This window comes from Actinomadura sp. WAC 06369 (assembly GCF_003947565.1).
GTDB lineage: Bacteria > Actinomycetota > Actinomycetes > Streptosporangiales > Streptosporangiaceae > Spirillospora > Spirillospora rifamycini.
The window spans coordinates 46,743-66,525 of sequence record NZ_QHJN01000004.1; the positions used below are offsets into that span (position 1 = coordinate 46,743).

22 protein-coding genes are annotated in these 19,783 nt (G+C 73.8%); 9 read left to right on the plus strand and 13 right to left on the minus strand.

The window, feature by feature from the left end; translation table 11 throughout:
* Positions 1-6: 6 nt before the first annotated feature.
* From DMH08_RS40770 to DMH08_RS02080, 3 genes are all read right to left on the minus strand, one after another.
* Positions 7-246, minus strand: a complete 240-nt coding sequence (locus tag DMH08_RS40770; protein WP_199747571.1) for a hypothetical protein — start codon at positions 244-246, stop codon at positions 7-9.
* A 353-nt stretch (positions 247-599) separates the two neighbouring features.
* Entirely contained in the window at positions 600-1,142 is a 543-nt protein-coding gene (locus DMH08_RS02075; protein WP_026402983.1) for a carboxymuconolactone decarboxylase family protein, read from the minus strand.
* 138 nt (positions 1,143-1,280) lie between these two features.
* Positions 1,281-1,841: a peroxiredoxin gene (locus DMH08_RS02080; protein WP_026402984.1), complete on the minus strand. Its 561-nt coding sequence runs from the start codon at positions 1,839-1,841 to the stop codon at positions 1,281-1,283.
* A gap of 864 nt (positions 1,842-2,705) precedes the next feature.
* Between DMH08_RS02080 and DMH08_RS02085 the strand changes: the two genes are divergently transcribed.
* The 4 genes from DMH08_RS02085 to DMH08_RS02100 all read left to right on the plus strand — a co-directional run bounded on the left by DMH08_RS02085 (position 2,706) and on the right by DMH08_RS02100 (position 7,800).
* Complete coding sequence (locus DMH08_RS02085; protein ID WP_125611285.1) at positions 2,706-3,992, plus strand: helix-turn-helix domain-containing protein; 1,287 nt, start codon at positions 2,706-2,708, stop codon at positions 3,990-3,992.
* A 93-nt stretch (positions 3,993-4,085) separates the two neighbouring features.
* Entirely contained in the window at positions 4,086-4,730 is a 645-nt protein-coding gene (locus DMH08_RS02090; RefSeq protein ID WP_125611287.1) for a toll/interleukin-1 receptor domain-containing protein, read from the plus strand.
* Positions 4,727-7,036: a hypothetical protein gene (locus DMH08_RS02095; RefSeq protein WP_125611289.1), complete on the plus strand. Its 2,310-nt coding sequence runs from the start codon at positions 4,727-4,729 to the stop codon at positions 7,034-7,036. The genes DMH08_RS02090 and DMH08_RS02095 overlap by 4 nt, the downstream gene beginning before the upstream one ends.
* Positions 7,036-7,800: a hypothetical protein gene (locus DMH08_RS02100; RefSeq protein WP_125611291.1), complete on the plus strand. Its 765-nt coding sequence runs from the start codon at positions 7,036-7,038 to the stop codon at positions 7,798-7,800. The genes DMH08_RS02095 and DMH08_RS02100 overlap by 1 nt, the downstream gene beginning before the upstream one ends.
* A 50-nt stretch (positions 7,801-7,850) precedes the next feature.
* Here the strand turns inward: DMH08_RS02100 and DMH08_RS02105 are convergent, their stop codons facing one another.
* The 4 genes from DMH08_RS02105 to DMH08_RS02115 all read right to left on the minus strand — a co-directional run bounded on the left by DMH08_RS02105 (position 7,851) and on the right by DMH08_RS02115 (position 10,151).
* Complete coding sequence (locus DMH08_RS02105) at positions 7,851-8,885, minus strand: ABC transporter permease subunit (RefSeq protein ID WP_125611293.1); 1,035 nt, start codon at positions 8,883-8,885, stop codon at positions 7,851-7,853.
* Positions 8,882-9,259 carry a hypothetical protein gene (locus DMH08_RS42570; RefSeq protein ID WP_325052902.1) on the minus strand — a complete coding sequence of 126 codons (378 nt, stop codon included), beginning with the start codon at positions 9,257-9,259 and terminating at the stop codon, positions 8,882-8,884. Before DMH08_RS42570 ends, DMH08_RS02105 begins: the two co-directional genes overlap by 4 nt.
* 83 nt (positions 9,260-9,342) lie before the next feature.
* A complete protein-coding gene (locus DMH08_RS42575; RefSeq protein ID WP_325052903.1) occupies positions 9,343-9,762 on the minus strand; it encodes an ATP-binding cassette domain-containing protein in 420 nt (139 codons plus the stop codon).
* Entirely contained in the window at positions 9,759-10,151 is a 393-nt protein-coding gene (locus DMH08_RS02115; protein WP_026402990.1) for a GntR family transcriptional regulator, read from the minus strand. The genes DMH08_RS42575 and DMH08_RS02115 overlap by 4 nt, the downstream gene beginning before the upstream one ends.
* A gap of 109 nt (positions 10,152-10,260) precedes the next feature.
* Here DMH08_RS02115 and DMH08_RS02120 point away from each other — a divergent pair, with 109 nt between their 5' ends.
* The 4 genes from DMH08_RS02120 to DMH08_RS02135 all read left to right on the plus strand — a co-directional run bounded on the left by DMH08_RS02120 (position 10,261) and on the right by DMH08_RS02135 (position 12,434).
* Positions 10,261-11,001: an ATP-binding cassette domain-containing protein gene (locus DMH08_RS02120; protein WP_125611295.1), complete on the plus strand. Its 741-nt coding sequence runs from the start codon at positions 10,261-10,263 to the stop codon at positions 10,999-11,001.
* A gap of 75 nt (positions 11,002-11,076) precedes the next feature.
* A complete protein-coding gene (locus tag DMH08_RS02125) occupies positions 11,077-11,460 on the plus strand; it encodes an ArsR/SmtB family transcription factor (protein ID WP_026403102.1) in 384 nt (127 codons plus the stop codon).
* Positions 11,405-11,875, plus strand: a complete 471-nt coding sequence (locus DMH08_RS02130) for an SRPBCC domain-containing protein (protein WP_026402992.1) — start codon at positions 11,405-11,407, stop codon at positions 11,873-11,875. The genes DMH08_RS02125 and DMH08_RS02130 overlap by 56 nt, the downstream gene beginning before the upstream one ends.
* Entirely contained in the window at positions 11,862-12,434 is a 573-nt protein-coding gene (locus tag DMH08_RS02135; RefSeq protein WP_125611297.1) for a TIGR03086 family metal-binding protein, read from the plus strand. The genes DMH08_RS02130 and DMH08_RS02135 overlap by 14 nt, the downstream gene beginning before the upstream one ends.
* Positions 12,435-12,444: 10 nt before the next feature.
* Here DMH08_RS02135 and DMH08_RS02140 read toward each other — a convergent pair whose 3' ends face one another.
* Positions 12,445-13,362, minus strand: a complete 918-nt coding sequence (locus tag DMH08_RS02140) for an RNA polymerase sigma-70 factor (RefSeq protein WP_125611299.1) — start codon at positions 13,360-13,362, stop codon at positions 12,445-12,447.
* A gap of 194 nt (positions 13,363-13,556) precedes the next feature.
* Between DMH08_RS02140 and DMH08_RS02145 the strand changes: the two genes are divergently transcribed.
* Positions 13,557-14,042, plus strand: coding sequence for a carboxymuconolactone decarboxylase family protein (locus DMH08_RS02145; RefSeq protein ID WP_026402995.1), 486 nt, complete (start codon positions 13,557-13,559; stop codon positions 14,040-14,042).
* Between the two features lie 24 nt (positions 14,043-14,066).
* Here DMH08_RS02145 and galK read toward each other — a convergent pair whose 3' ends face one another.
* Genes galK through DMH08_RS02170 form a run of 5 tightly spaced genes read right to left on the minus strand, consistent with a single transcriptional unit; the run spans position 14,067 to position 19,772 of the window.
* The gene (gene galK / locus DMH08_RS02150) at positions 14,067-15,155 is read right to left on the minus strand and encodes a galactokinase (RefSeq protein WP_125611301.1); all 1,089 of its coding nucleotides are present in this window, start codon (positions 15,153-15,155) and stop codon (positions 14,067-14,069) included.
* Between the two features lie 3 nt (positions 15,156-15,158).
* Positions 15,159-16,268: a galactose-1-phosphate uridylyltransferase gene (galT, locus tag DMH08_RS02155; RefSeq protein WP_125611303.1), complete on the minus strand. Its 1,110-nt coding sequence runs from the start codon at positions 16,266-16,268 to the stop codon at positions 15,159-15,161.
* Positions 16,265-17,284, minus strand: a complete 1,020-nt coding sequence (locus DMH08_RS02160; protein WP_125611305.1) for a formylglycine-generating enzyme family protein — start codon at positions 17,282-17,284, stop codon at positions 16,265-16,267. Before DMH08_RS02160 ends, galT begins: the two co-directional genes overlap by 4 nt.
* Positions 17,281-18,786, minus strand: coding sequence for a sulfatase-like hydrolase/transferase (locus DMH08_RS02165; protein WP_267898521.1), 1,506 nt, complete (start codon positions 18,784-18,786; stop codon positions 17,281-17,283). Before DMH08_RS02165 ends, DMH08_RS02160 begins: the two co-directional genes overlap by 4 nt.
* Positions 18,783-19,772 (minus strand): aliphatic sulfonate ABC transporter substrate-binding protein, encoded by a 990-nt coding sequence (locus DMH08_RS02170; RefSeq protein ID WP_026402998.1) that lies wholly within the window; start codon positions 19,770-19,772, stop codon positions 18,783-18,785. The genes DMH08_RS02165 and DMH08_RS02170 overlap by 4 nt, the downstream gene beginning before the upstream one ends.
* Positions 19,773-19,783: the final 11 nt, after the last annotated feature.

Here is a 19,783-nt window from a genome sequence, read left to right on the forward strand (position 1 = left end):
GCGGCCTCAGTGCCGCCGGGGACGCGCCGCCCGCGCCCAGGAGTCCAGCAGCCGGGCCGCCGAGCCGCCGACCGGGCCGACCGCGTCCGCGAGCACGTCCGCGTCCGGCGGTCGGGCCCCGGCCACGGCCGGGACGGCCTCGGCCGCGTCCCCGATCGTGCCGGAGCACACCGACAGCAGGTGGTCCGGGACGGACAGGGCCGGGTCGGTGCAGCCCACCACGGGCGTCCCGACGGCCGCGATCACCGGGAAGACCGTGCCCGGGATGCCGATCGCGGCCTCCCGCGCGGGCGGACGCCCGCACGGTGGGGACGTCGCTGATCTCGTAGTCCTCCCACAGCGAGCGGTCCTCGCGCGGGTGCAGGCCGACGAGGATCCGCTTCCCCGCCGCCCGCAGCCGCTCGGCGGCCGCGAGCAGCAGCTCGGTGCCGAGCGCGCCGGTCAGCACCGCGCGGCGGCCGACGGTCCCTTGATCGTTCGTCACGTCCGTGACCGTAGAGCCTCGGGTGGGACGGCGAGTGAACGGCTCGGGAACACGGGCGGGAGCGCGTGCGGCCCGGGTGCGTTCGCACCCGGGCCGCACGTCGTGCGTGGCAGTGTCAGACGGTGGCGGGGGCGAGGGCGGCCTCGGCGTCGAGCGTCGCGGCGGCGGCGTTGACGACGGCGGCGATGCGCAGCGCCTCCTGGACCAGCTCGCGCGACAGCCCGGCCTCGCGGACGACCTTCTCGTGCGACTCCAGGCACCGGCCGCAGCCGTTGATCGCCGACACGGCCAGCGACCACAGCTCGAAGTCGACCTTCTCGACGCCCGGCTTCGCGATGACCGACATCCGCAGCTTCGCGGGCAGCGTCGCGTACGTGTCGTCGCCGATCAGGTGCGTGGCGCGGTAGTACACGTTGTTCATCGCCATGATCGACGCCGCGGCCTTGGCGGCCTCGAACGCCTCCGCGGACAGGTAGTCGCCGGCCTCCTCGGCCAGCTCGCGGATGACGACGGCGCTGCGGGTGGCGAGCGCGCACGCCAGGACCGTCCCCCACAGCTGCTGCTCGCTGAGCTGCGAGGTGGAGGTCAGCGAGCCCAGGTTGAGCTTGGTGTCCTTGGCGTAGCCCGGGAGGGCGCTCTTCAGCGCGTCAACGCTCATGATCGAAAAGTCCTTTCATGCGAACGGCCGGCCGCGCGTGCTCGTGCGCTCCGCGACCGGCCGCCGGTCCGGACGGCCCGTGCGGGCCGTCCGGCGGGGTGACTGGGGCGTCCGGGACGGGCCGGACGCGGGGTTGGATCAGGCGCCGGCGCCGGCCATCAGCTTGGCGGCGTCCAGGGTGTCCTCGCCCTTGTTCCAGTTGCACGGGCAGAGCTCGTCGCTCTGCAGGGCGTCCAGGACCCGCAGGACCTCCTTGACGTTCCGGCCGACGGAACCGGCGGTCACCATGGAGAACTGGATCTCGTTGTTCGGGTCGACGATGAACGTCGCGCGCTGCGCCACGCCGTCCGGGGTGAGGATGCCGAGGGCCTCGCACAGCTCGCGCTTGAGGTCGGCCATCATCGGGAACGGGATCTCCCGCAGGTCCGGGTGGTCCTTGCGCCACGCGAAGTGGACGAACTCGTTGTCGACGGACGCGCCGAGCACCTGGGCGTCGCGGTCGGCGAACTCCTCGTTCAGCCGGCCGAACTCGGCGATCTCGGTCGGACAGACGAAAGTGAAGTCCTTCGGCCAGAAGAACACCACGCGCCACTTGCCCTCGTACGTCTTGTGGTTGATCGTCTCGAAGGCGTTGTCCGCGTCCAGCGAGACACAGGCGGTCAGCTCGTACTCGGGGAACTGGTCACCGACAGTAAGCACGCATGCTCCTTTTTCGCGAGAAAGGGGACGCCTCCGCCGAGGCGCCGGAGTGCCGCCCGGGACGGTTCCTCGGGGGCTCGATGTCACTCAGCGTGCCGTACGGGGGTCGAGAAGAGAAATCGATCTATCCCACTGCACTGATAGGAGCTTCCTATCATTCGTGGCCATATGTGCGCTGACCAGCGAGAATGCTGGAGTGGTGAGAGGGTGGTCACAGTGGGGGTTGACCTAGATCACACGGAAACGCTCGGTTTGCCGTTAACTCTCCGTTTATCTCGCGGCGAGTGCATCAAGGTACACCCTCGCGATGTCCTGTCCGTCCCCGGGAGTCCGCTTGCTCGGCCGGGAGGGGGTGCCCGCCGGCGGTCGTCGGCGGGGGCGGCCCGGTCGGGGTGGCGTCCGGCTTGATCAATGGTGTTCGGGTCGTCCATAAAAGGGGCGATTTCATGATCCATAAAGGGGAGTCGGGCGGCCCTGCGGAAGGAGGAAACGGGAAACCCGTGTTTTTCGGTCGCCGCCTGTGAAAACAACACGCGAGACTTTACTTGCCCTTGATACTCTGGCGTTCGCGTGGAGGTGCCCGGAGTTCATGTCCGATCCTCGAAAGAACATGATCGCCAAGGAAGGCGCGCGCGGCGGACTCCGGCCGCCCTCCGCGCCGGAGGTGATCATGCAGGCCACGAGCTTCCACCCTCAGGCCGGCGCGACCAATCGCCGGCATTCCGCTCCCGTTTTCGGAACTTTGTCCCGTCGCGTGCACCGCGCGCCCCCCGCCGTCCGATCGTGAAACCGCGGCTCGTCCGGAACACCTGACCGGACGTTCCCTTCCGCCCGCGGGACCGACAACGGGAAACGGAGACCGGAATGCCGGAGACGATGGCAACATTCGGGGCGGAGCTTCGGCGAAGGCGCCTCGCGGCGGGCCTGTCCCTGGCCGAACTGGGCGGCCTGCTGCACTACAGCAAAGGCCACCTGAGCAAGGTCGAGCACGGGACGAAGCGGCCGTCGCCCGACCTGGCGCGCATGAGCGACGCGGAACTCGGCGCGGACGGCGCGCTCATCGCGCTCGCCGCCCGGCCGCCGCGCGGCGGCCGGCTCGCCGAACGGGCAGCGGACGACGAGGTGTGGCTGATGAACCTTCCACTCGGCGGAGAAGGCCGGTTCCACCCCATGAACCGGCGCGAGGCGCTCGCGGTGGCCTCGACGTCCGTGCTGGGCTTCGGCCTCGGCGCGCGGGGCCTGGCGGAGACCGCCGCCGAACCGGCCGCCCTGGACGGCTTCCGGGCGCTGCTCACCCAGTTCCGCAACCTCGGCCAGACGGCGAGTCCGGGCGCGGTGCTGCCCGCGGTCATCGCGCAGACGCACGTCCTGCGCGACCTGGCCGTCCGGGCGCCCGCGCGGACCCGGGACGACCTGCTCGTGCTCGCCGCGCGGTTCGCCGAGTTCGCGGGCTGGATGGCGCAGGAGTCCGGCGACGACGAGGCGGCCCTGTGGTGGACGGCCAAGGCCGTCGAGACCGCGGCGGCCGGCGGCGACCGCGACCTCGCCGCCTACGCGTTCGTCCGGCGGGCGCTCGTCACCCTCTACCGGGACGACGCCGCGCAGACCGTCGAGCTCGCGCACCGCGCGCGGACCGCGCGGGGCGTCCCGGCGCGGATCCGCGGCCTCGCGGCGCAGCGCGAGGCCCAGGGGCACGCGCTGGCCGGTGACGGCGCCGCCTGCATGCGCGGCCTCGACCGCGCCCGCGGGCTCCTCGCCGCCGACTCCGGGGAGGCGGTGGCCGGGCTCGGGTCCCGGAACCTGCCCGACCCGGTGGCCATGGTCACCGGCTGGTGCCTGTTCGAGCTGGGCCGGCCGCGCGACGCCGCCGCGATCCTGGACGCCGAGGTGGCGCGCATCCCGCCGGAGGCCCTGCGGTCCCGCGCGCGGTTCGGGGTGCGGCGGGCGCTGGCGCACGCGGCGGCGGGCGAGATCGACCACGCCTGCGCGCTGACGGCCCCGCTGCTGCCCGTCGCCGACACCGTCGGCTCGGCGACCATCGCGACCGACCTGCGGCGGCTGGCCCGGACGCTCGGCCGCCGCCGCGACCACGCGCCGGTGCGCGAGCTGTACCCGGCGCTCACCGCGTCCCTGCGGCCCGCGGAGACCTGACCCGGCGGGAGCCCGCGCGCGTCCCGCGCGTCCCGCGACGCTCACCGGCCCCCCGGGGCCGCACCACCACCGAACCACGGAACGGAGCACCCCATGCCCGAGATCTTCATCAACTACCGCACCGGCGACGGGGAGAACGTCGCCGCCTTCCTCGACCGCGAGCTGTCCGCCCGCTTCGGCTGGGAGACGATCTTCCGCGCGAGCAAGTCGATCCCGTTCGGCGACGACTACCGGCGGGCCCTGCTGGACGGCGTCCGCCGCAGCGACGCGCTGCTCGCGCTGATCGGCGTCCGCTGGCTGGAGGTCCTGGAGGACGGCCGGCGCCGGATCGACCACCCGGACGACTGGGTCCGCCGGGAGATCATCGAGGCGTTCGACAACGGTGTGCGGGTGATCCCGGTGCTGCTGAACAACGCGCACCTGCCGACGTCCGACCTGCTCCCGCCGGAACTGGAGAACCTGGCCTACTGCCAGCACACCCGCCTGGACGCCCGCAACCTGGACGCCGACCTCGGCCGGCTCGCGCGCGACCTCACCAAGATCGTCCCGGGCCTGGAGGAGGTCGCACCGGCGAAGCCGGAGCCCGAGCCCGAGCCCGGGACGCACGCCGGGCCGCAGTTCATCAACAACGACAACACGCGCGTCGGGTTCGAGGCGGGCGTCGTCCGCGAGGCGAAGATCGGCGCCGACTTCTTCCGCGACGGGGACGGCCGCACGGGCTCGGGAGACGGGCGGTGAGCCCGTCCGCGCGCCGTTCCCGCGCGCGCGAGGCGTTCGAGCGGGTCGAGGACCTGGTGAACGGCGCGGGCCGCACCGGCTCGCGGCGGGCGCCCGAGTCCGAGTCCGGGTCCGGGTCCGGGTCCGGGGCCCGGTTCGTCAACAACGACAACACGCGCGTCGGGTTCCAGGCGGGCGTCGTCCACGAGGCGAACATCTACGTCGCCCTCGACGACGACGAGCCCGACCGCAGGATCGAGGTCGCCGAGAACTGCCTCGCCGGCGACATGCCGCGCCGCGCCGAGGAGCTGCTCGGCGAGCTCGTCGCGTCGGGGCGGCTCGCCGACCCGCGCTGGCGGCACCTCGCCTGCCGCGCCGCGTACCGCTGGACGCTGGCCGTGCTGAGCGACCGCCCGATCGGGCGGCTGGACGACGACCGGCTCCGCGACGTCGACGCGGCCCGCACGTCCGCGCTCGGCGGCCCGGACGACGAGTGGCGCCGGGCCCTCGACGTCGTGTACCGGCTGCTCGCCCGGCTGCTCGCCGAGGACCGGACGGGCGAGCACGGCCCGGGCGTCCTCGACGACGTCCTCGCCGAGTTCGACCGGCTGCCCGAGACGCGCCGGGAGGAGATCCACCGCCACCTGGACCTCCTGATGAGCGGCGTCGCGCAGGACCGCGTCGACGCCCGCCGCGCCGCGCTCGTCCGCGCCCGGCGCAACGGGAACGGCCGCGAGGCGCGGGTGTGGAAGTTCTTCGAGCCCGTCCCGGCGGAACCGCGCCCCCTGGACGCCCGCCCCTTCGAGCCCGGGCTCTTCCGCTGGGCGCTGGCGGTCTGCGGGACGATCCTGGCGGCCGCCGGGCTCACGGTGGCGTTCGTGATGGTGGTCCAGATGAGCACGCGGGCGGCGATCACCGCGGGCGTGCTGCTGCTCGCCTCCGCCGGGCTCGGCTGCGCGTTCGCGCCGCGGCAGGCGCCGCGCCGCCACTCGCCGTTCCCGGCCCGCAGGCCGGTGGACGTGCCGACGCCGTTCAGCCGCCACGTCGCCCACCGCGTCGAGGCGGAGTTCGACAAGCGCGCCCCGGACGGGGTCGTCGAGCGGTCCGCGTGGACGCTCGGCACGCGGCAGCGGCGGTCCACCCTCGCCACCGAGGTCGCCAACCTGTACGCCGAGCCGAAGGTGGAGGCGGGCGCGATCGACTGGCTGATCGCCTGGCACGCCAAGGAGGCCGCGCGGGAGTGGAGCGAGAACGGCGGCCGGGCGCGGCTGCGGCGGCTGCCCGCGCGGCTGCTCACCATCGCCGAGATCATGATGGTCACCTACGCGGGGCTCACCCTGCTGACCACCGCGTCGCTCTACCACCCGGACATCGCGCTCGTCATGCTGGCGTGGGTCCTGGTCGGCGCCGTCCTCGCCGCCTTCGGCCGGGTGGACGTCCTCGTGGTGGCGCGGCTGCACGCGGGGCGCGCGGAGAAGGCCGCCGACCGGCGGCTGCGGGCGGAGCGGAGGGCGTACGCCGAGCGGGTCGCGCTGCTCCGCGACCGCCCCACCGACGGCGAGATGGCCCGCTGGCTGGACTTCGACAAGATCTACCTCAAGTCGCTGGCGATGAACCAGTACGGGCTCGGCAGCCGCGACGTCCTCCAGCACGCGTTCATCACCGAGGCCGCGCCCGCCGCCCGCCGCGCGCGCGTCCACCGGGGGCCGCCGCGCTTCTCGGCCTACACGGTGTGGGTGTTCCTGCTGACCGAGGCGGGGGTGCGGCAGGTGTCGGTCCACCTCGACTTCCCGACGGGCATCGCCAAGGACCAGCACCGCAGGGCGTTCCGCTACGACGCGCTCACCGCCGCCGAGGTCGTCGAGCGCGGCATCCGCTTCGACGACGGCCGGCGCCGGCCGATGCTGCCGCAGGCGGACGGGCGCGCCGAGCCGGACCGGTCGTCGTTCATCTACGACCAGCTGTTCCGGCTCACCCTCGGCAGCGGCCACCAGGTGGACATCCGGGTGGAGCACCTGGACGCGTGGCTCGCCCGGGACGCGGACCGGCGGGCCGACGGCGGCGACGACGACCTGCCGCCGCCCGGGGACACCGACCTGAGCGGCGCGCTCGGCCTGCTGGAGGCGGTGGCGGCCGACGGGCGCGACTGGATCAGGCAGGCCAAGGACCGCCGCCGGCGGCGGCTCCGCCACGAGCACGACCGCCCCGCCCCGGGCGGGGGCCCGGGCTCCGGCCGTCCGCGGCCCGGCCCCAACGGGGCGCAGGCGCCCGGCCCGCGGCCCGCCCCGGACGCCGACCCGCTCGGACACGGACGGGAGATCCTCTGATGCGGTGCCGCTACTGCGACAACGACAACATCGTGACCCGCCCGGTCTGCACCCACTGCGGTGAGGAGCAGCCCGAGCAGCCGGACGTCCCCGGACCGGACGAGGACGGCGCGGCGCGGGACGGGGCCGAGCCGTCGGCCGTCGCCGAGACGTGGAAGAGCGTGGGCGTGGCGGTGGTCATGTTCGTCGCGCTCGTCTGGGGCGGCCGGTTCACGGTCACGAACTGGCCCGAGACGTACGAGGCGCCCGAGGCCGGGGCGGCCGCACCGGCGGCCACCGGCGACCCGGCGATCGGCGGCGACCCGGCGATCGGCGGGGAGGTCCCGGAGGCGTCCTCGGCGGCCCCGGGCGTCCCCGCGGCCGACCTCCTCGCCGAGATCCAGGCGACCCGGTCGCGGCTGCCGGACACCCTGGGCGACTGCGTCACCCTCAACTCCGACCTGCCGGTGCTGCGGGAGGTGACCGAGGAGCGCAGGGCGCAGGCGGAGAGCGCGGCGAGCGCCGACTTCGGCGCCGCCGCGGACGCGGACGCCCTGCGGAGCGCGCTCATGGAGATGACGCGGGCGTCGCTCGCGGCCGACGAGGAGTACATCCGCTGGGCGGAGAGCTTCGTGGCGACCGACGCCTGCTCGCCCGCCTCGGCGGACGGGGGCGTCGCGTCCGCGAACACCGCCGCCGAGAACGCCAAGCAGGCGTTCGTCGTGCTGTGGAACGCGAACGCCGAAACGCAGGGCGGGCCGACGTACACGTGGTCGGACTTCTAGGGGCACGTCCGTCCGGGACTCCGCGGGGGCGGGTCCCGGACGGACGCCCGTCACGAGAGGCGCCGGCGGACCCAGAAGAAGCAGAAGCCCGCGAGGCCGGCGGTCAGGGCGGCGAAGACGCCCGTCTCGAGCCACTGGAACGCCCAGAAGCGGTCGCCGGAGTGCTGCCTGACGTGCTGCTTGTAGCCGAGGCGGGCGATCTCGGCGAAGCACTCGTCCCCGGGCCCCATCCGCTCCACGAGGTCCTCCGCCGGCCGCGGGGCGCACGCTCCGGCGGCCAGCGACTGCGGCAGCCCGGCCACCTCGCGTCCCGACGCGTCCACCGGGTGGTTGGCGAGCATCCACCCGCCCGGATCGTCCGGCCTCACCTTCACCTGCACGTTGCCCCCGGTCACGATGAACTGCTGCAGGTTGTCCCGCGTGATCGCGACCGTGGACTCCTCGGCCGGGAGCAGGTGCGGACGGACCAGCATCGGCATCGCGACCTGCACGGCCGCGAAGACGGCCAGGGTGACCGCCATCGCGGGCAGCGTCCGGCGGGCGAGGACGCCGACGGTGACGCCGAGCGTGAACGCGAACGCCGCGTACGCCATCGGGACGATGCCGCGCGCGGCGAACGGCATCGGATCGAGCCGGTGGAACTCGGCGCTCGCCGCCTGCTGCACCGGGTCGGACCACCAGGCCGCGGCGAGGACGGCGCCCTCGGTGACGGCCACGGCGGCCGCGCCGACGACGGCGAGCTTGACCGCGAGCCAGCGGGTCCGGGTGATGCTCTGGTTCCAGACGAGCCGGTGCGTGCCCGTTTCGAGTTCGCGGGCGACGAGGGGGGCGCCCCAGAAGGCCCCGAGGAGGGCCGGGACGGCCAGGACGAGCAGGATCAGCGCCTCGAAGAAGAACTGGTAGTCGTCCCGGAACAGCTCGTTGAACCGTTCGCAGTCGCCGCTCGTGCCGCAGGAGGCGAGGCCGGTCGCGTACTCGTCCGCGAGGCCGGGGCCGGTGAGCGCGAGGACGGCCGCGAGCGCGGCCAGCGCGGCGAGGCCCGCCGCCGCGGGCGCGCGGAATTGGCGGAGCGTCAGCCAGATCATCGGACGGCCTCCAGCGGTGCGCGTTCGGGCTTGCGGTCCATGTAGGCGAGGACGAGGTCCTCGAGGGTGACCCGCCCGACCGTCCACGCGGGGTCGAGGACCGGGCCGTCCGAGCGGACGAGGAACGTGCTCTGCCGGTCGGTGTGGCTCTCGGACACGACGTGCTGGTCGTCCGGCAGCCGCGCGGCGTCCCGGCGCGGCCCGCTCAGCCGGTGGTGGGACGCGAGCAGGTCGTCGACGTCGCCGCTCACCTGCACCCGGGACGCGGCCAGCACGATCAGGTGGTCGCAGACCCGTTCGAGGTCGGACACCAGGTGCGACGACAGGACCACGCTGAACGCGTGCTCGGCGACGGCCTCCATGAGCCCCTGCATGAACTCGCGCCGCGCCAGCGGGTCGAGGGCCGCGACCGGTTCGTCCAGGATCAGCAGCTCGGGCCGCTTCGCCAGCCCGATCGTCAGCGCGAGCTGCGCGCGCTGCCCGCCGGACGCCGTCCGGCGCGCTGCGACGGGTCGAGGCCGAGCCGGTCGATGCGCTCCCGGGCCAGGCCGGCGTCCCAGCCGGGGTTGAGGCGGGCGCCGAGCCGGAGGTGCTCCTCGATGGTGAGGCGCGCGTACGTCGGGGTGTCCTGCGCGACGAACCCGACCTTCGCGAGCTGCGCGGGCCCGCTCGCGGGCCGCCCGCCCACCACCGTGATCTCGCCCTCGGTCGGCGCGAGCTGGCCCGCGGCCAGGCTGAGCAGCGTCGTCTTGCCCGCGCCGTTCGGGCCGACGAGCCCGACGACCCTTCCGGTCGGCACGTCCAGCGTGCAGTCCGACAGGGCCGGGCGCTTCCCGTAGCTCTTGCCCAGGCCCCGCGCCCGGATAACGGCGGTCATGCTACGTCCTCCTGTGCGGCGGCCCGAAAGGTGTCCGAGAACAGGGCCTCGATGCTCTCGTCGTCCAGTCCGGCGAGGCGCGCCTTGGCGAGCCACCGGCGCAGGTCCTTGCGGAGCTCCCCGTGCGCGGCGAGCGACGCGTCCGCGAGCGTCCGGGTGACGAACGTGCCCACCCCGGGACGCGCGGCGACCAGCCCCTCGTGCTCCAGTTCCCGGTACGCCTTGAGCACCGTGTTCGGGTTGATGGCGAGCTGCGCCACGACGTCCTTCACGGTCGGGAGCCGGTCGCCCTCCCGCAGCAGCCCGAGCCGGAGCGCGTGCCGCACCTGCCGGACGAGCTGCTGGTACGGCGACACCCCCGAGCCGGGGTCCAGATGGAACTCGATCACCTCGAAACTCCATTCATCTAGTTCCCTAGTACTTTAAGACTCTCATACATCTCGGGCGGGCGCCGCGGTACGCCTTGCGGGGGGCGTGCGGGCCCTGCACAGTGGCCGGATGGTGACTGCCGAACTGCGCGGGCTGACCGTCCACATCGACACCGGCCGGTGGGCCGAGACGGTGCTCGACGCCGTCGACCTCGACGTCCCGGCCGGGCGGATCACGGCGCTGCTCGGCGAGTCCGGCTGCGGCAAGTCGATGGCCGCCGCGGCGCTCGCGGGCCGGCTGCCGGCGTCCGCGCGCAGCACCGGGCAGGTCCGCGTCGGCGGCGCGGTCGTCCAGGACGGCCGGTGGCGCGAGCTGCGCGGCCGGACCGTCGGGCTGGTGCCGCAGGAGGGCGTCACGGCCTTCGACGCGGACGAGACCGTGGGCGCGCAGCTGCGGAAGCTGGAGCGCCGGTACGGGCGGTGGAGCCTCGATCGCGCGTGCGCGGCCGCCAGGTATCCCGCCGAGTTGTTCGACCTCTACCCCCGCCAGCATTCCGGCGGCCAGATCCAGCGGGCCGCGCTCGCCGCGGCGCTGCTGCCCGCCCCGGACGTCCTCATCGCGGACGAGGCCGCAGCGTCGCTCGACCTCGAGACGGCGTACGAGGTGTGGAAGACCCTCCGCGCGTACGCCGACGGCGGCGCGGCCGTCCTGGCGGTCACGCACGACGTGCCCATGCTGACCGCGACCCGCGTCGCCGACCGCGTCGTGCTCATGCGCGCCGGCGGGGTCGTCGCGACGGGCACGCTCGCCGAGCTGGCGGCCCTCCCCGACCCCTACGTCCGCGGCTTCTTCCACCCGACCGGCCCCTGACGGCCGCCCCGGCGGTTGACGCGCGCGGGGCACGGGCCCTACGTTTCTTTCAACCAATGAGTTGAAAGATGCAGGATGACCACGGACACGCTGCCCCGGGTCTTCGCCGCGCTCGCGGACCCGACCCGCCTCGACATGGTGGCCCGCCTCGCCGCGGGCGACGCGACCGCGAGCGAGCTGGCGGAGCCGTACCGGATGTCGCTCCAGGCCGTCTACAAGCACCTGCGGGTGCTCGAAGGCGCCGGGCTCGTCAGCCGGCCGCCGGGACCGCAGCCCCGGCCGGTGCGCCTGGAGGCCGGGGCCCTCGACCTGATGGACACCTGGATCGAGCGCCACCGGCGCCGCCTCGAGGCGCGCCACCGGCGCCTCGACGCCGTCCTGGCGGAGATGGAGGGAGACGACGATGGAGACGGTCATCGAGGCCGTCCCGGACCTGCCGGTGATCCGGACGGCCCGTGACTTCGCGGCGCCCCCCGAACGGCTGCTGCGCGCCCACACCGATCCCGACCTGTTCGCCCGGTGGGTGGGGCCCGACCGGACGAGCACCCGCATCGAGCACTGGGACGCCCGCACCGGCGGAAGCTGGCGGTACGTCTCCGAGCACGACGGCGCGGAGTACCGGTTCTACGGGTGCTTCCACGAGATACGGCCGGACCGCATCGTGCAGACGCTCGCCTTCGACGGCGACCCCGACCGGGTCGCCCTGGAGACGCTGTGGTTCGAGGCCCTGCCGGAGGGGCGCACGCGGCTGCGCTCGCAGTCGCTGGTCGACAGCTTCGAGCGCCGCGACGCGTTCCTGCGCGGCGGCATGGCCGCCGGTCTCGACGAGGGATACACAAAACTGGAGAGGATGCTGACCGATGGCACTGCCTGAGCACCCTGCCGAACGGCACCGGCAGGTCGCGGGCCTGTTCACCGAACGCGTCGGCGGCACCCGGTCGTGGGACGCGCCCGCCCCGGTCGCCGGCTGGACCGCCCGCGACGTCGTCCGCCACCTGACCGAGTGGTTCCCCGGGTTCCTGGCGTCCGGCGCCGGCATCGAGCTGCGCCGCGGACCGTCGGTGGACGACGACCCGGTCGCCGCGTGGCGGGTCCACCGCGACGCGGTGCAGGAGGTGCTGGACGACCCGGAGACCGAACGGCGGGAGTTCGCGAACCCGCACATCGGCGAGCTGCCGCTGGCGACCGCGATCGACCGGTTCTACACCGCCGACGTGTTCATGCACACCTGGGACCTCGCGCGGGCCACCGGCCAGGACGACCGGCTCGACCCCGGTTTCTGCGCCGAACTCCTCGCCGGCCTGGAGCCGATGGAGGAGGTCCTCCGGTCGTCCGGCCAGTACGGCCCGCGCGTCGAGGTGCCCGCCGACGCGGACGTCCAGACCCGGATGCTCGGCTTCATCGGCCGCGACCCGTCCTGGCGGGGCCGCTGAGGCGGGCGGGTCAGCGGGTCACCGGGGTCTCCCGCCCGATGCGGGACAGCTTCTCCGGGTTCCGCACGATGTAGAGGCCGGTGACCAGGCCGTCGTCGATCCGCATCGCGACGACGTTGTCGATCTCGCCGTCGATTCGGACGATCAGCGCGGGGCGGCCGTTGACCTGCACCGGCTCGAAGGACGGCGCGCCCTCGAGCCGGGGCAGCCCGGCCTCCAGCAGGCGGGCCACCTTGCGGGCCCCCACGATCGGCCGCACCACGGCCTGCCGGACGCCGCCGCCGTCGCCGAGCAGGACGACGTCCGGCGCGAGCAGGTCGACGAGGCCCTGCAGGTCGCCCGTCTCGAGCGTCCGCCGGAACGCGTCGATCGCGGCCTGCGACTCGGCCGGGGAGACGGGGGTGCGCGGGCGGCGGGCGGCGACGTGCGCGCGCGCCCGGTGGGCGATCTGCCGGACCGCTTCCCGGCTCTTGCCGACGGCCTCGGCGATCTCGTCGTAGCCGAGGTCGAACACCTCGCGCAGCACGAACACCGCGCGCTCGGTCGGGCCGAGGGTCTCCAGGACCAGCAGCATCGCCATCGAGACGCTCTCGGCGAGCTCGACGTCCTCGGCCACGTCCGGCGAGGTCAGCAGCGGTTCGGGCAGCCAGGTCCCGACGTAGGACTCCTTGCGGCGGCGCAGCGTCCGCAGCCGCATGAGCGCCTGCCGGGTGACGATCCGGACGAGGTACGCGCGCGGCTCCCGGACGGCGGCGAGGTCGACCTCCGCCCAGCGCAGCCACGTCTCCTGGAGGACGTCCTCGGCGTCGGCGGCGGAGCCGAGCATCTCGTAGGCGACGGTGAACAGCAGGTTGCGGTGGACGACGAACGCCTCGGTGGCCGGGTCCGCGGGGTCGGGGAGCGGTGCGTCGGTGTGCGGCTCGCTCATGGTCGGCTCCTGCCCGTCTCGGCCTCCTCGTGCACCCACAAGGTGCCGGTGCCCGCCGATCCGTGACGTCCCGGGGCGGTGGCATACGTCACATCGGTGCGCCGTCACGGGGTGCGTGCCGCCGGCATCTCGTGGTCGTCAGGACGCCGCGCGGACCCTCCGCGCGGTGCGCGCCCATCAGTGGGGAGCATGCCATGGAGGCCCGTTTCAACCTGTTCGACAGCGCGACCGCGGCGAAGTTCGCCAAGCGGGTGCACGCCGCGGGCACCGTCCTCGAGCAGTCGTCGCTGCCGAAGGCCGTCCGGGAGCTGGTGATGCTGCGCGTCAGCCAGATCAACGGCTGCGCGATGTGCATCGACATCCACACCAAGGAGGCCGCGGCCGCCGGGGAGGACGCCGTCCGGCTGAACCTGGTCGCGGCGTGGCGGGAGGCGACGGTGTTCACCGAGGCCGAGCGGGCGGCGCTCGCGCTCGCCGAGGAGGGCACCCGGATCGCGGACGCGGGCGACGGCGTGTCCGACGCGACGTGGGCGCGGGTGCGGGAGCACTACGACGACGACCAGACCGGCACGCTGATCGCGGTGATCGCGATGATCAACGCCGCCAACCGGATGAACGTGATCGTGCGCACCCCGGCCGGCTCCTACGCGGCCGGCATGATCGCGACCGCGCTCGACTGAGCGGGGCCGGACGGCCCGGGCCCGTCACCCGTCCCGTCCCGCGCCCCGGGACGGGCGTGCGACATGGAACTCGGGCCCGGTGAACCCGCGCCGCCGGAACGCGTCCCGCACGGCGCTCTCGACGGCCCGCCGGCCGGCCCGCTCGACCAGCGCGATCACCGAGCCGCCGAAGCCGCCGCCGATCATCCGGGCGCCCAGCGCCCCGGCCGCGAGCGCGGCCTCCACGGCCGTGTCGAGTTCGGCGGCGGACACCTCGTAGTCGTCGCGGAGCGAAACGTGGGAGGCGGTGAGCAGCGGGCCGATCTCCCGCACCCGTCCCGCGCGGAGCGACTCGACCGCGGCGAGGACCCGGGCGTTCTCCCGCACGACGTGCCGGACCCGCCGCGCGGCCACGGGGTCGGTGAGGCGGGCGAGGGCGCCGTCCAGGTCGGTCACGTCGCGCAGGTCCGCGACGCCCAGGGCCCGCGCCGCCGCGGCGCAGGTCCGGCGGCGCGCGCCGTACTCGCCGTCCGCGTGCCGGTGCGGCGACCGGGTGTCGACGACGAGGAGGTCGAGCCCGCCGGACGCGAAGTCGCACGGGACGGGCTCGGCGGTCAGGTGCCGCGCGTCCACGAGGAGCGCCCGCCCGTCCGCGCCGTAGAGGGACGCCATCTGGTCCATGACGCCGGTGGGCGCGCCGACGTACTCGTTCTCCGCCCGCTGGACGACCCGGACGAGCTCGGCGCGGTCCGCCTCGACGCCGTCGAGGCCGGTCAGGGCCAGCGCGACGGCGCATTCGAGCGAGTGCGAGGAGGACAGGCCCGCCCCGCGCGGCACGGTGCTCTCGATGCGCAGGTCGGCCCCGCCCGGCGCGGCCCCCGCGCGGGCCAGCGCCCACGCCACGCCCGCGACGTGCGCGCCCCACCCGGTGACCTCGCCCGGGACGGTCGCGGCGGGGAACTCGACCGCGCCGTGCCCGTCGGACACCGCCGTGATGCGGCCGTCGCCGCGCCGCCGGGCGTGCACGACGGTGCGCTGGGCGAGCGCGAACGGCAGGGCGAAGCCGCCGCTGTAGTCGGTGTGCTCGCCGATGATGTTCACCCGTCCCGGCGCGGACCACACTCCGCCGCGCACGGTTCAGACCTCCCGCAGGCGGCGGGCCACCTGCTCCGGGACGGTGTCGGTCACGAACGCCCCCATTCCCGACTCTGACCCGGCGAGGTACTTCAGCTTGTCCGCCGAACGCCGGATCGAGAACATCTGCAGGTGCAGGTACCCGAGGTCGTCGGGGTCGTCGACCGGTCCCTGGTGCCATGCGGCGATGTACGGCAGCGGCGCGTCGTAAAGCCGGTCGAACCGCGCCAGCAGGTCCAGGTAGAGCGAGACGAACGCGTCGCGTTCCGCGCCGTCGAGGCCGGGGATCGTCTTCACCCTCCGGCGCGGGTACAGGTGGACCTCCACCGGCCAGCGCGCCGCCGCCGGGACGAACGCCGTCCAGTGCGCGTTCTCCGCGACGACCCGGACGCCGGCGCGGCGCTCGGCGCCGAGCACGTCGGTGTGCAGGTCCCCGCCGGTGCGGCGGCGGTGGCGCGCGGCCGCCCCGAGCATGCGGGACGTCCGCGGCGTCGTGAACGGGTAGGCGTAGATCTGGCCGTGCGGGTGGGACAGGGTCACGCCGATCTCCTCGCCGCGGCTCTCGAAGCAGAACACCTGCTCGACGCCCTCGACGCGGGACAGCGCGGCCGTGCGGTCCGCCCACGCGTCGACGACCAGCCGCGCGTGAGCGGGGGAGAGGTCGGCGAACCGCGCGGAGTGGTCGCTGGAGAAGCAGACCACCTCGCAGCGGCCCGTGCCCGGGCGGATCTCGACCAGCGGACGGCCGCCGGGGCCGTCCAGGGCGGCGCCGTCCAGGGCGGCGCCGTCGAGAACCGCGCCGGTCGACAGGCTCGGGAAGCGGTTCTCGAACACCACGACCTCGTAGTCGTCCGCGGGGATCTCCGTGCGGCGGCCGTCCGCCGAGGGGCACAGCGGGCACGCGTCGGGGGGCGGGAGGAACGTCCGGTCCTGCCGGTGCGACGCCATCATGACCCACTCCTCCAGCAGCGGGTCCCAGCGGATCTGCGAGGCCGTGCTCACCGGCGGCAGCGGCCGCGGGTCGGCGGCGGCCCGCCGCGCGCCGGGGGCGAGGTCGAAGTAGATCAGCTCCCGTCCGTCGGCGAGCGTCGTGGCGGTCTTGTGCGGGGTCATGGTTCCTTGTGGTGGGTAGCGGCGACCGTGCGGAACCCGGCGTTCCCCATGGACGAGTCCGGAGTGTTCGAGGAGCGGGCGGCGTTGCGGTACCGGTTGCAGTAGGAGTCGTGGCAGAGGTAGGAGCCGCCGCGCAGGACCCTGGCCGTGCCCCGGTCGGGGCCCGCGGGGTTCTCGCTCGGGGACGTCCGGTAGTAGGCCGGGTCGAACCAGTCGGCGCACCACTCCCACACGTTCCCGACCGTCTGCCAGAGCCCGTAGCGGTTCGGCTCGTAGGACCGCACCGGCGCGGTCGTCACCCAGCCGTCCTCGGCTGTGTTGCGCACCGGGAAGTCGCCCTGCCAGATGTTGGCGCGCCACGTCCCGTCCGGTGCGAGGTCGTCGCCCCAGGGGAACCGGGCGCCGGGGAGGCCGCCCCGGGACGCGAACTCCCACTCGGCCTCGGTGGGCAGCCGGCGACCGCTCCACGCGCAGTACGCGACCGCGTCGTTCCAGCTCACGTGGACGACCGGGTGGTCGTCCAGCCCGTCGAGGCCGCTGCGCCGCCCGCCCGGGTTCCGCCAGGACGCGCCGCGCACGCCGAGCCACCACGGCGCGCCGTCGAACGGCCCCAGCACGTCCGCGGGGGGAGCGGCGAGCGCGAGGTGGAACACGGCGGAGAACCCGTACGCCTCCGCGTCGGTGACGTGGCCGGTGGCGTCGACGAACGCGGCGAAGGCGGCGTTCGTCACCGCGGTGGCGTCGATGGTGAACGGTGCGACGCGCACCTCGTGGACCGGGCCCTCGCCGTCCGCCGGGTCGCCGTCGCCGTGGTGGTCGCCCATCCGGAACCGGCCGCCGGGGACGCGGCACTGCTCGGCGGCCGGTTCGGCGGCCGGTTCGGCGGCCGGTTCGGCGGGCGGGTCGGCCGGCCGTGCCGCCCCGCCGGGCCCCGGAGCGGTCGTCCGGGACCCGGCGGGGGCGGCGTGCCGGAGGGTCGGCGCGCAGCAGGCCCCCTCGCGGGGACGGTCGGTCATGGAACGGTCTTCCGGTAGGTGGCCTCGTCCAGCCCGCTCAGCGTCGGGTCGTACCCCACTTCCCCGACGTCGTACATGGACGTCATCCAGTGGTAGAAGTTGTCGCCCCGTTCGCGCAGGAGCATGTAGAGGCGGCGCGTCAGCCGCGCCCGGACGTCCCGCATCTCGGGGTGCTCGTAGCGGTTCAGCAGCTCGTCCGGGTCCGACTCCAGGTCGTAGAGCTCGTTGACCGAGTCGGGGTTCACCACCAGCTTGTACCGGTCCGTGCGGAGCATCCGCTGGGGATACGGGAAGTGGTGCCCGTGGAACTCGCACACGATGTCGTCGTCCCACTCGGCCTCCTCCCCGCCGAGCAGGGGCAGCAGGCTGCGCGAGTCGACGGCCGGTTTCGGGTCGACGCCCGCGAGTTCGAGGATCGTCGCCGTGCAGTCGAGCAGGCTGACGAACTCGTCGCGGACCACGCCGCCGGGCCGTCCCGGCACGCGCAGCAGGCCCGGGGTCCGGTAGATGTCCTCGTACATCGCCGGGCCCTTGTCGTGCAGCCGGTGCGCCCCGGTGAACTCGCCGTGGTCGCAGGTGAAGAACACCGCGGTGTCGTCGACGAGCCCGAGCCGCCGCATGGCGTCCATGACCCGGCCGATCTGCCGGTCGATGAGCGCCACGTACCCCCAGTAGACGGCGATCAGCTTGCGCGTGGTCTCGATCGGCATCGTGTCGAACGTCCAGTGCGCGCTGTAGTTCTTCTGCACCGGGGGCTTGCCGGCGAAGGTCTCCGCGACCGACCGCGGCAGTTCGACGTCGGCCGGGTCGAACATGTCGAAGTACTCGTCCGGCAGGATGTACGGCAGGTGGGGGCCGAAGAAGTGCAGCGCCAGGAAGAACGGTTTGTCCTGATTCCGGACGTCTTCCGCGTACCGTTCGAGCATCTCGATCGCCCGGGTGGCGAGGTAGTGCTCGAACGTCGCCTCCTCGGGCTGGTGCAGCCGGGCGGCGAGCAGGTTGCCGGGGCCGCCGTTGGGCAGCGTGCCGCGGATCCGGTCGGAGATCTCGTACGGGGGCAGGCCGTTCTCGGCGAGGTACGCCAGGTAGTCGGGATGGTCGACGGGGTTGTGCCAGCCGGGCAGGTCCGGCCCGTCGAAACCGAAGTCGGCGGCGGTCTTGTCCGTGCCGACGTGCCACTTGCCGATCAGACCGCAGTTGTAGCCCTGCTCCCGCAGCGCCCGCGAGAACGTGAACTGCCCGTCGGCGAGGTCCTCGATGTAGCCGACGTTGCGCTCGTGGTTCGCGAGCAGCTTGTGCCGGAACGGCGCCTGCCCGGTCAGCAGGCTCGCGCGCGCCGGGGTGCAGATCGCCGTCGGCGTGTACCACCGGTCGAAGCGGGTGCCGCCGTCCGCCAGCTCGTCCAAGACGGGCGTCGCCGCGTGCCCGTTGCCGTACGCGCCGAGCGTGTCCGCCCGGTGCTGGTCGGTCATGAGGAAGAGGATGTTGCGCGGGTTCGTCACTTGGCGGCCGCCGTGAACAGATCGCCGGTGTAGAAGGTCTTCGGATCGACCGGCGAGTCGAGCTTGCCCGTGTCGACGAAGTACCGGGTCATCGTCGTCAGCCACTTGTCGATGGTGCCGTCCCCGGTCATCGTGTCGAGCTCCTCGGCGGAGAGCACCTTGACGTTGGCGGCGTCGGCCTTCACCTGGTCGACCGGCATGTCGAGCATCTCGGCGGTGAGCTCGATCGACTCGTCCATGTTGGCCGTGCGGTACTCCATCGCCTCGCGCAGCGCCGCGAGCAGCTTCGTCGTCTTGTCCTTCTCGCCGGAGACGACCTCGTTGCCCGCGACGAACGCGGTCGGGAAGGCCATCTCCGCCTCGAAGTCGGAGTTCTTGGCCAGCTCGGCCAGGTCCGGCACCTGCTTCTTGATCGTCGCGATGGCCGGGTACCAAAAGCCCGCGGCGTCGATCTGCTTGGACGAGAACGCCGACACGATGGTCGAGGCGTCCATGTTGACGACCTTGACGTCCTTCTTCGTGAGCCCCGCCTTCTCGAGGGCGAGGGTGAGGATCATGTCGCCGGAGGTCCCCTCGGGCACCCCGACGCTCTTGCCCTTGAGCTGCGCGAGCGAGGTGATGCCGCCCTGCGCGATGACCCGGTCGGCGTTGCCGAGGGTGTTCAACGCGATGATCTTCGCCTGGCCGGAGGCCGGCAGCCAGAACGCGCCGGGACCGATGTACCCGGCGTCGAGGTCGCCGGTGCCGAGCGCCTGGATCTGCAGCGGGCCGTTGGTGAACACCTTCGCGTTGACCTCGAGGCCGTGCTTCTCCCAGATCTTCTGGTCCTCGGCGATGGCGAGCAGGCTGGTGCCGTTGTAGTCGTTGATGTAGCCGAAGTCGACCTCGACCGCGTCGCCGCCGGAGCCGGAGCCGCAGGCGGAGAGGGCCAGCACGGCGGCCGTGCCCAGGGCGGTGGCGGCGGAGAATCTGCGTGGCAGGGACATGTCCGTTCCTC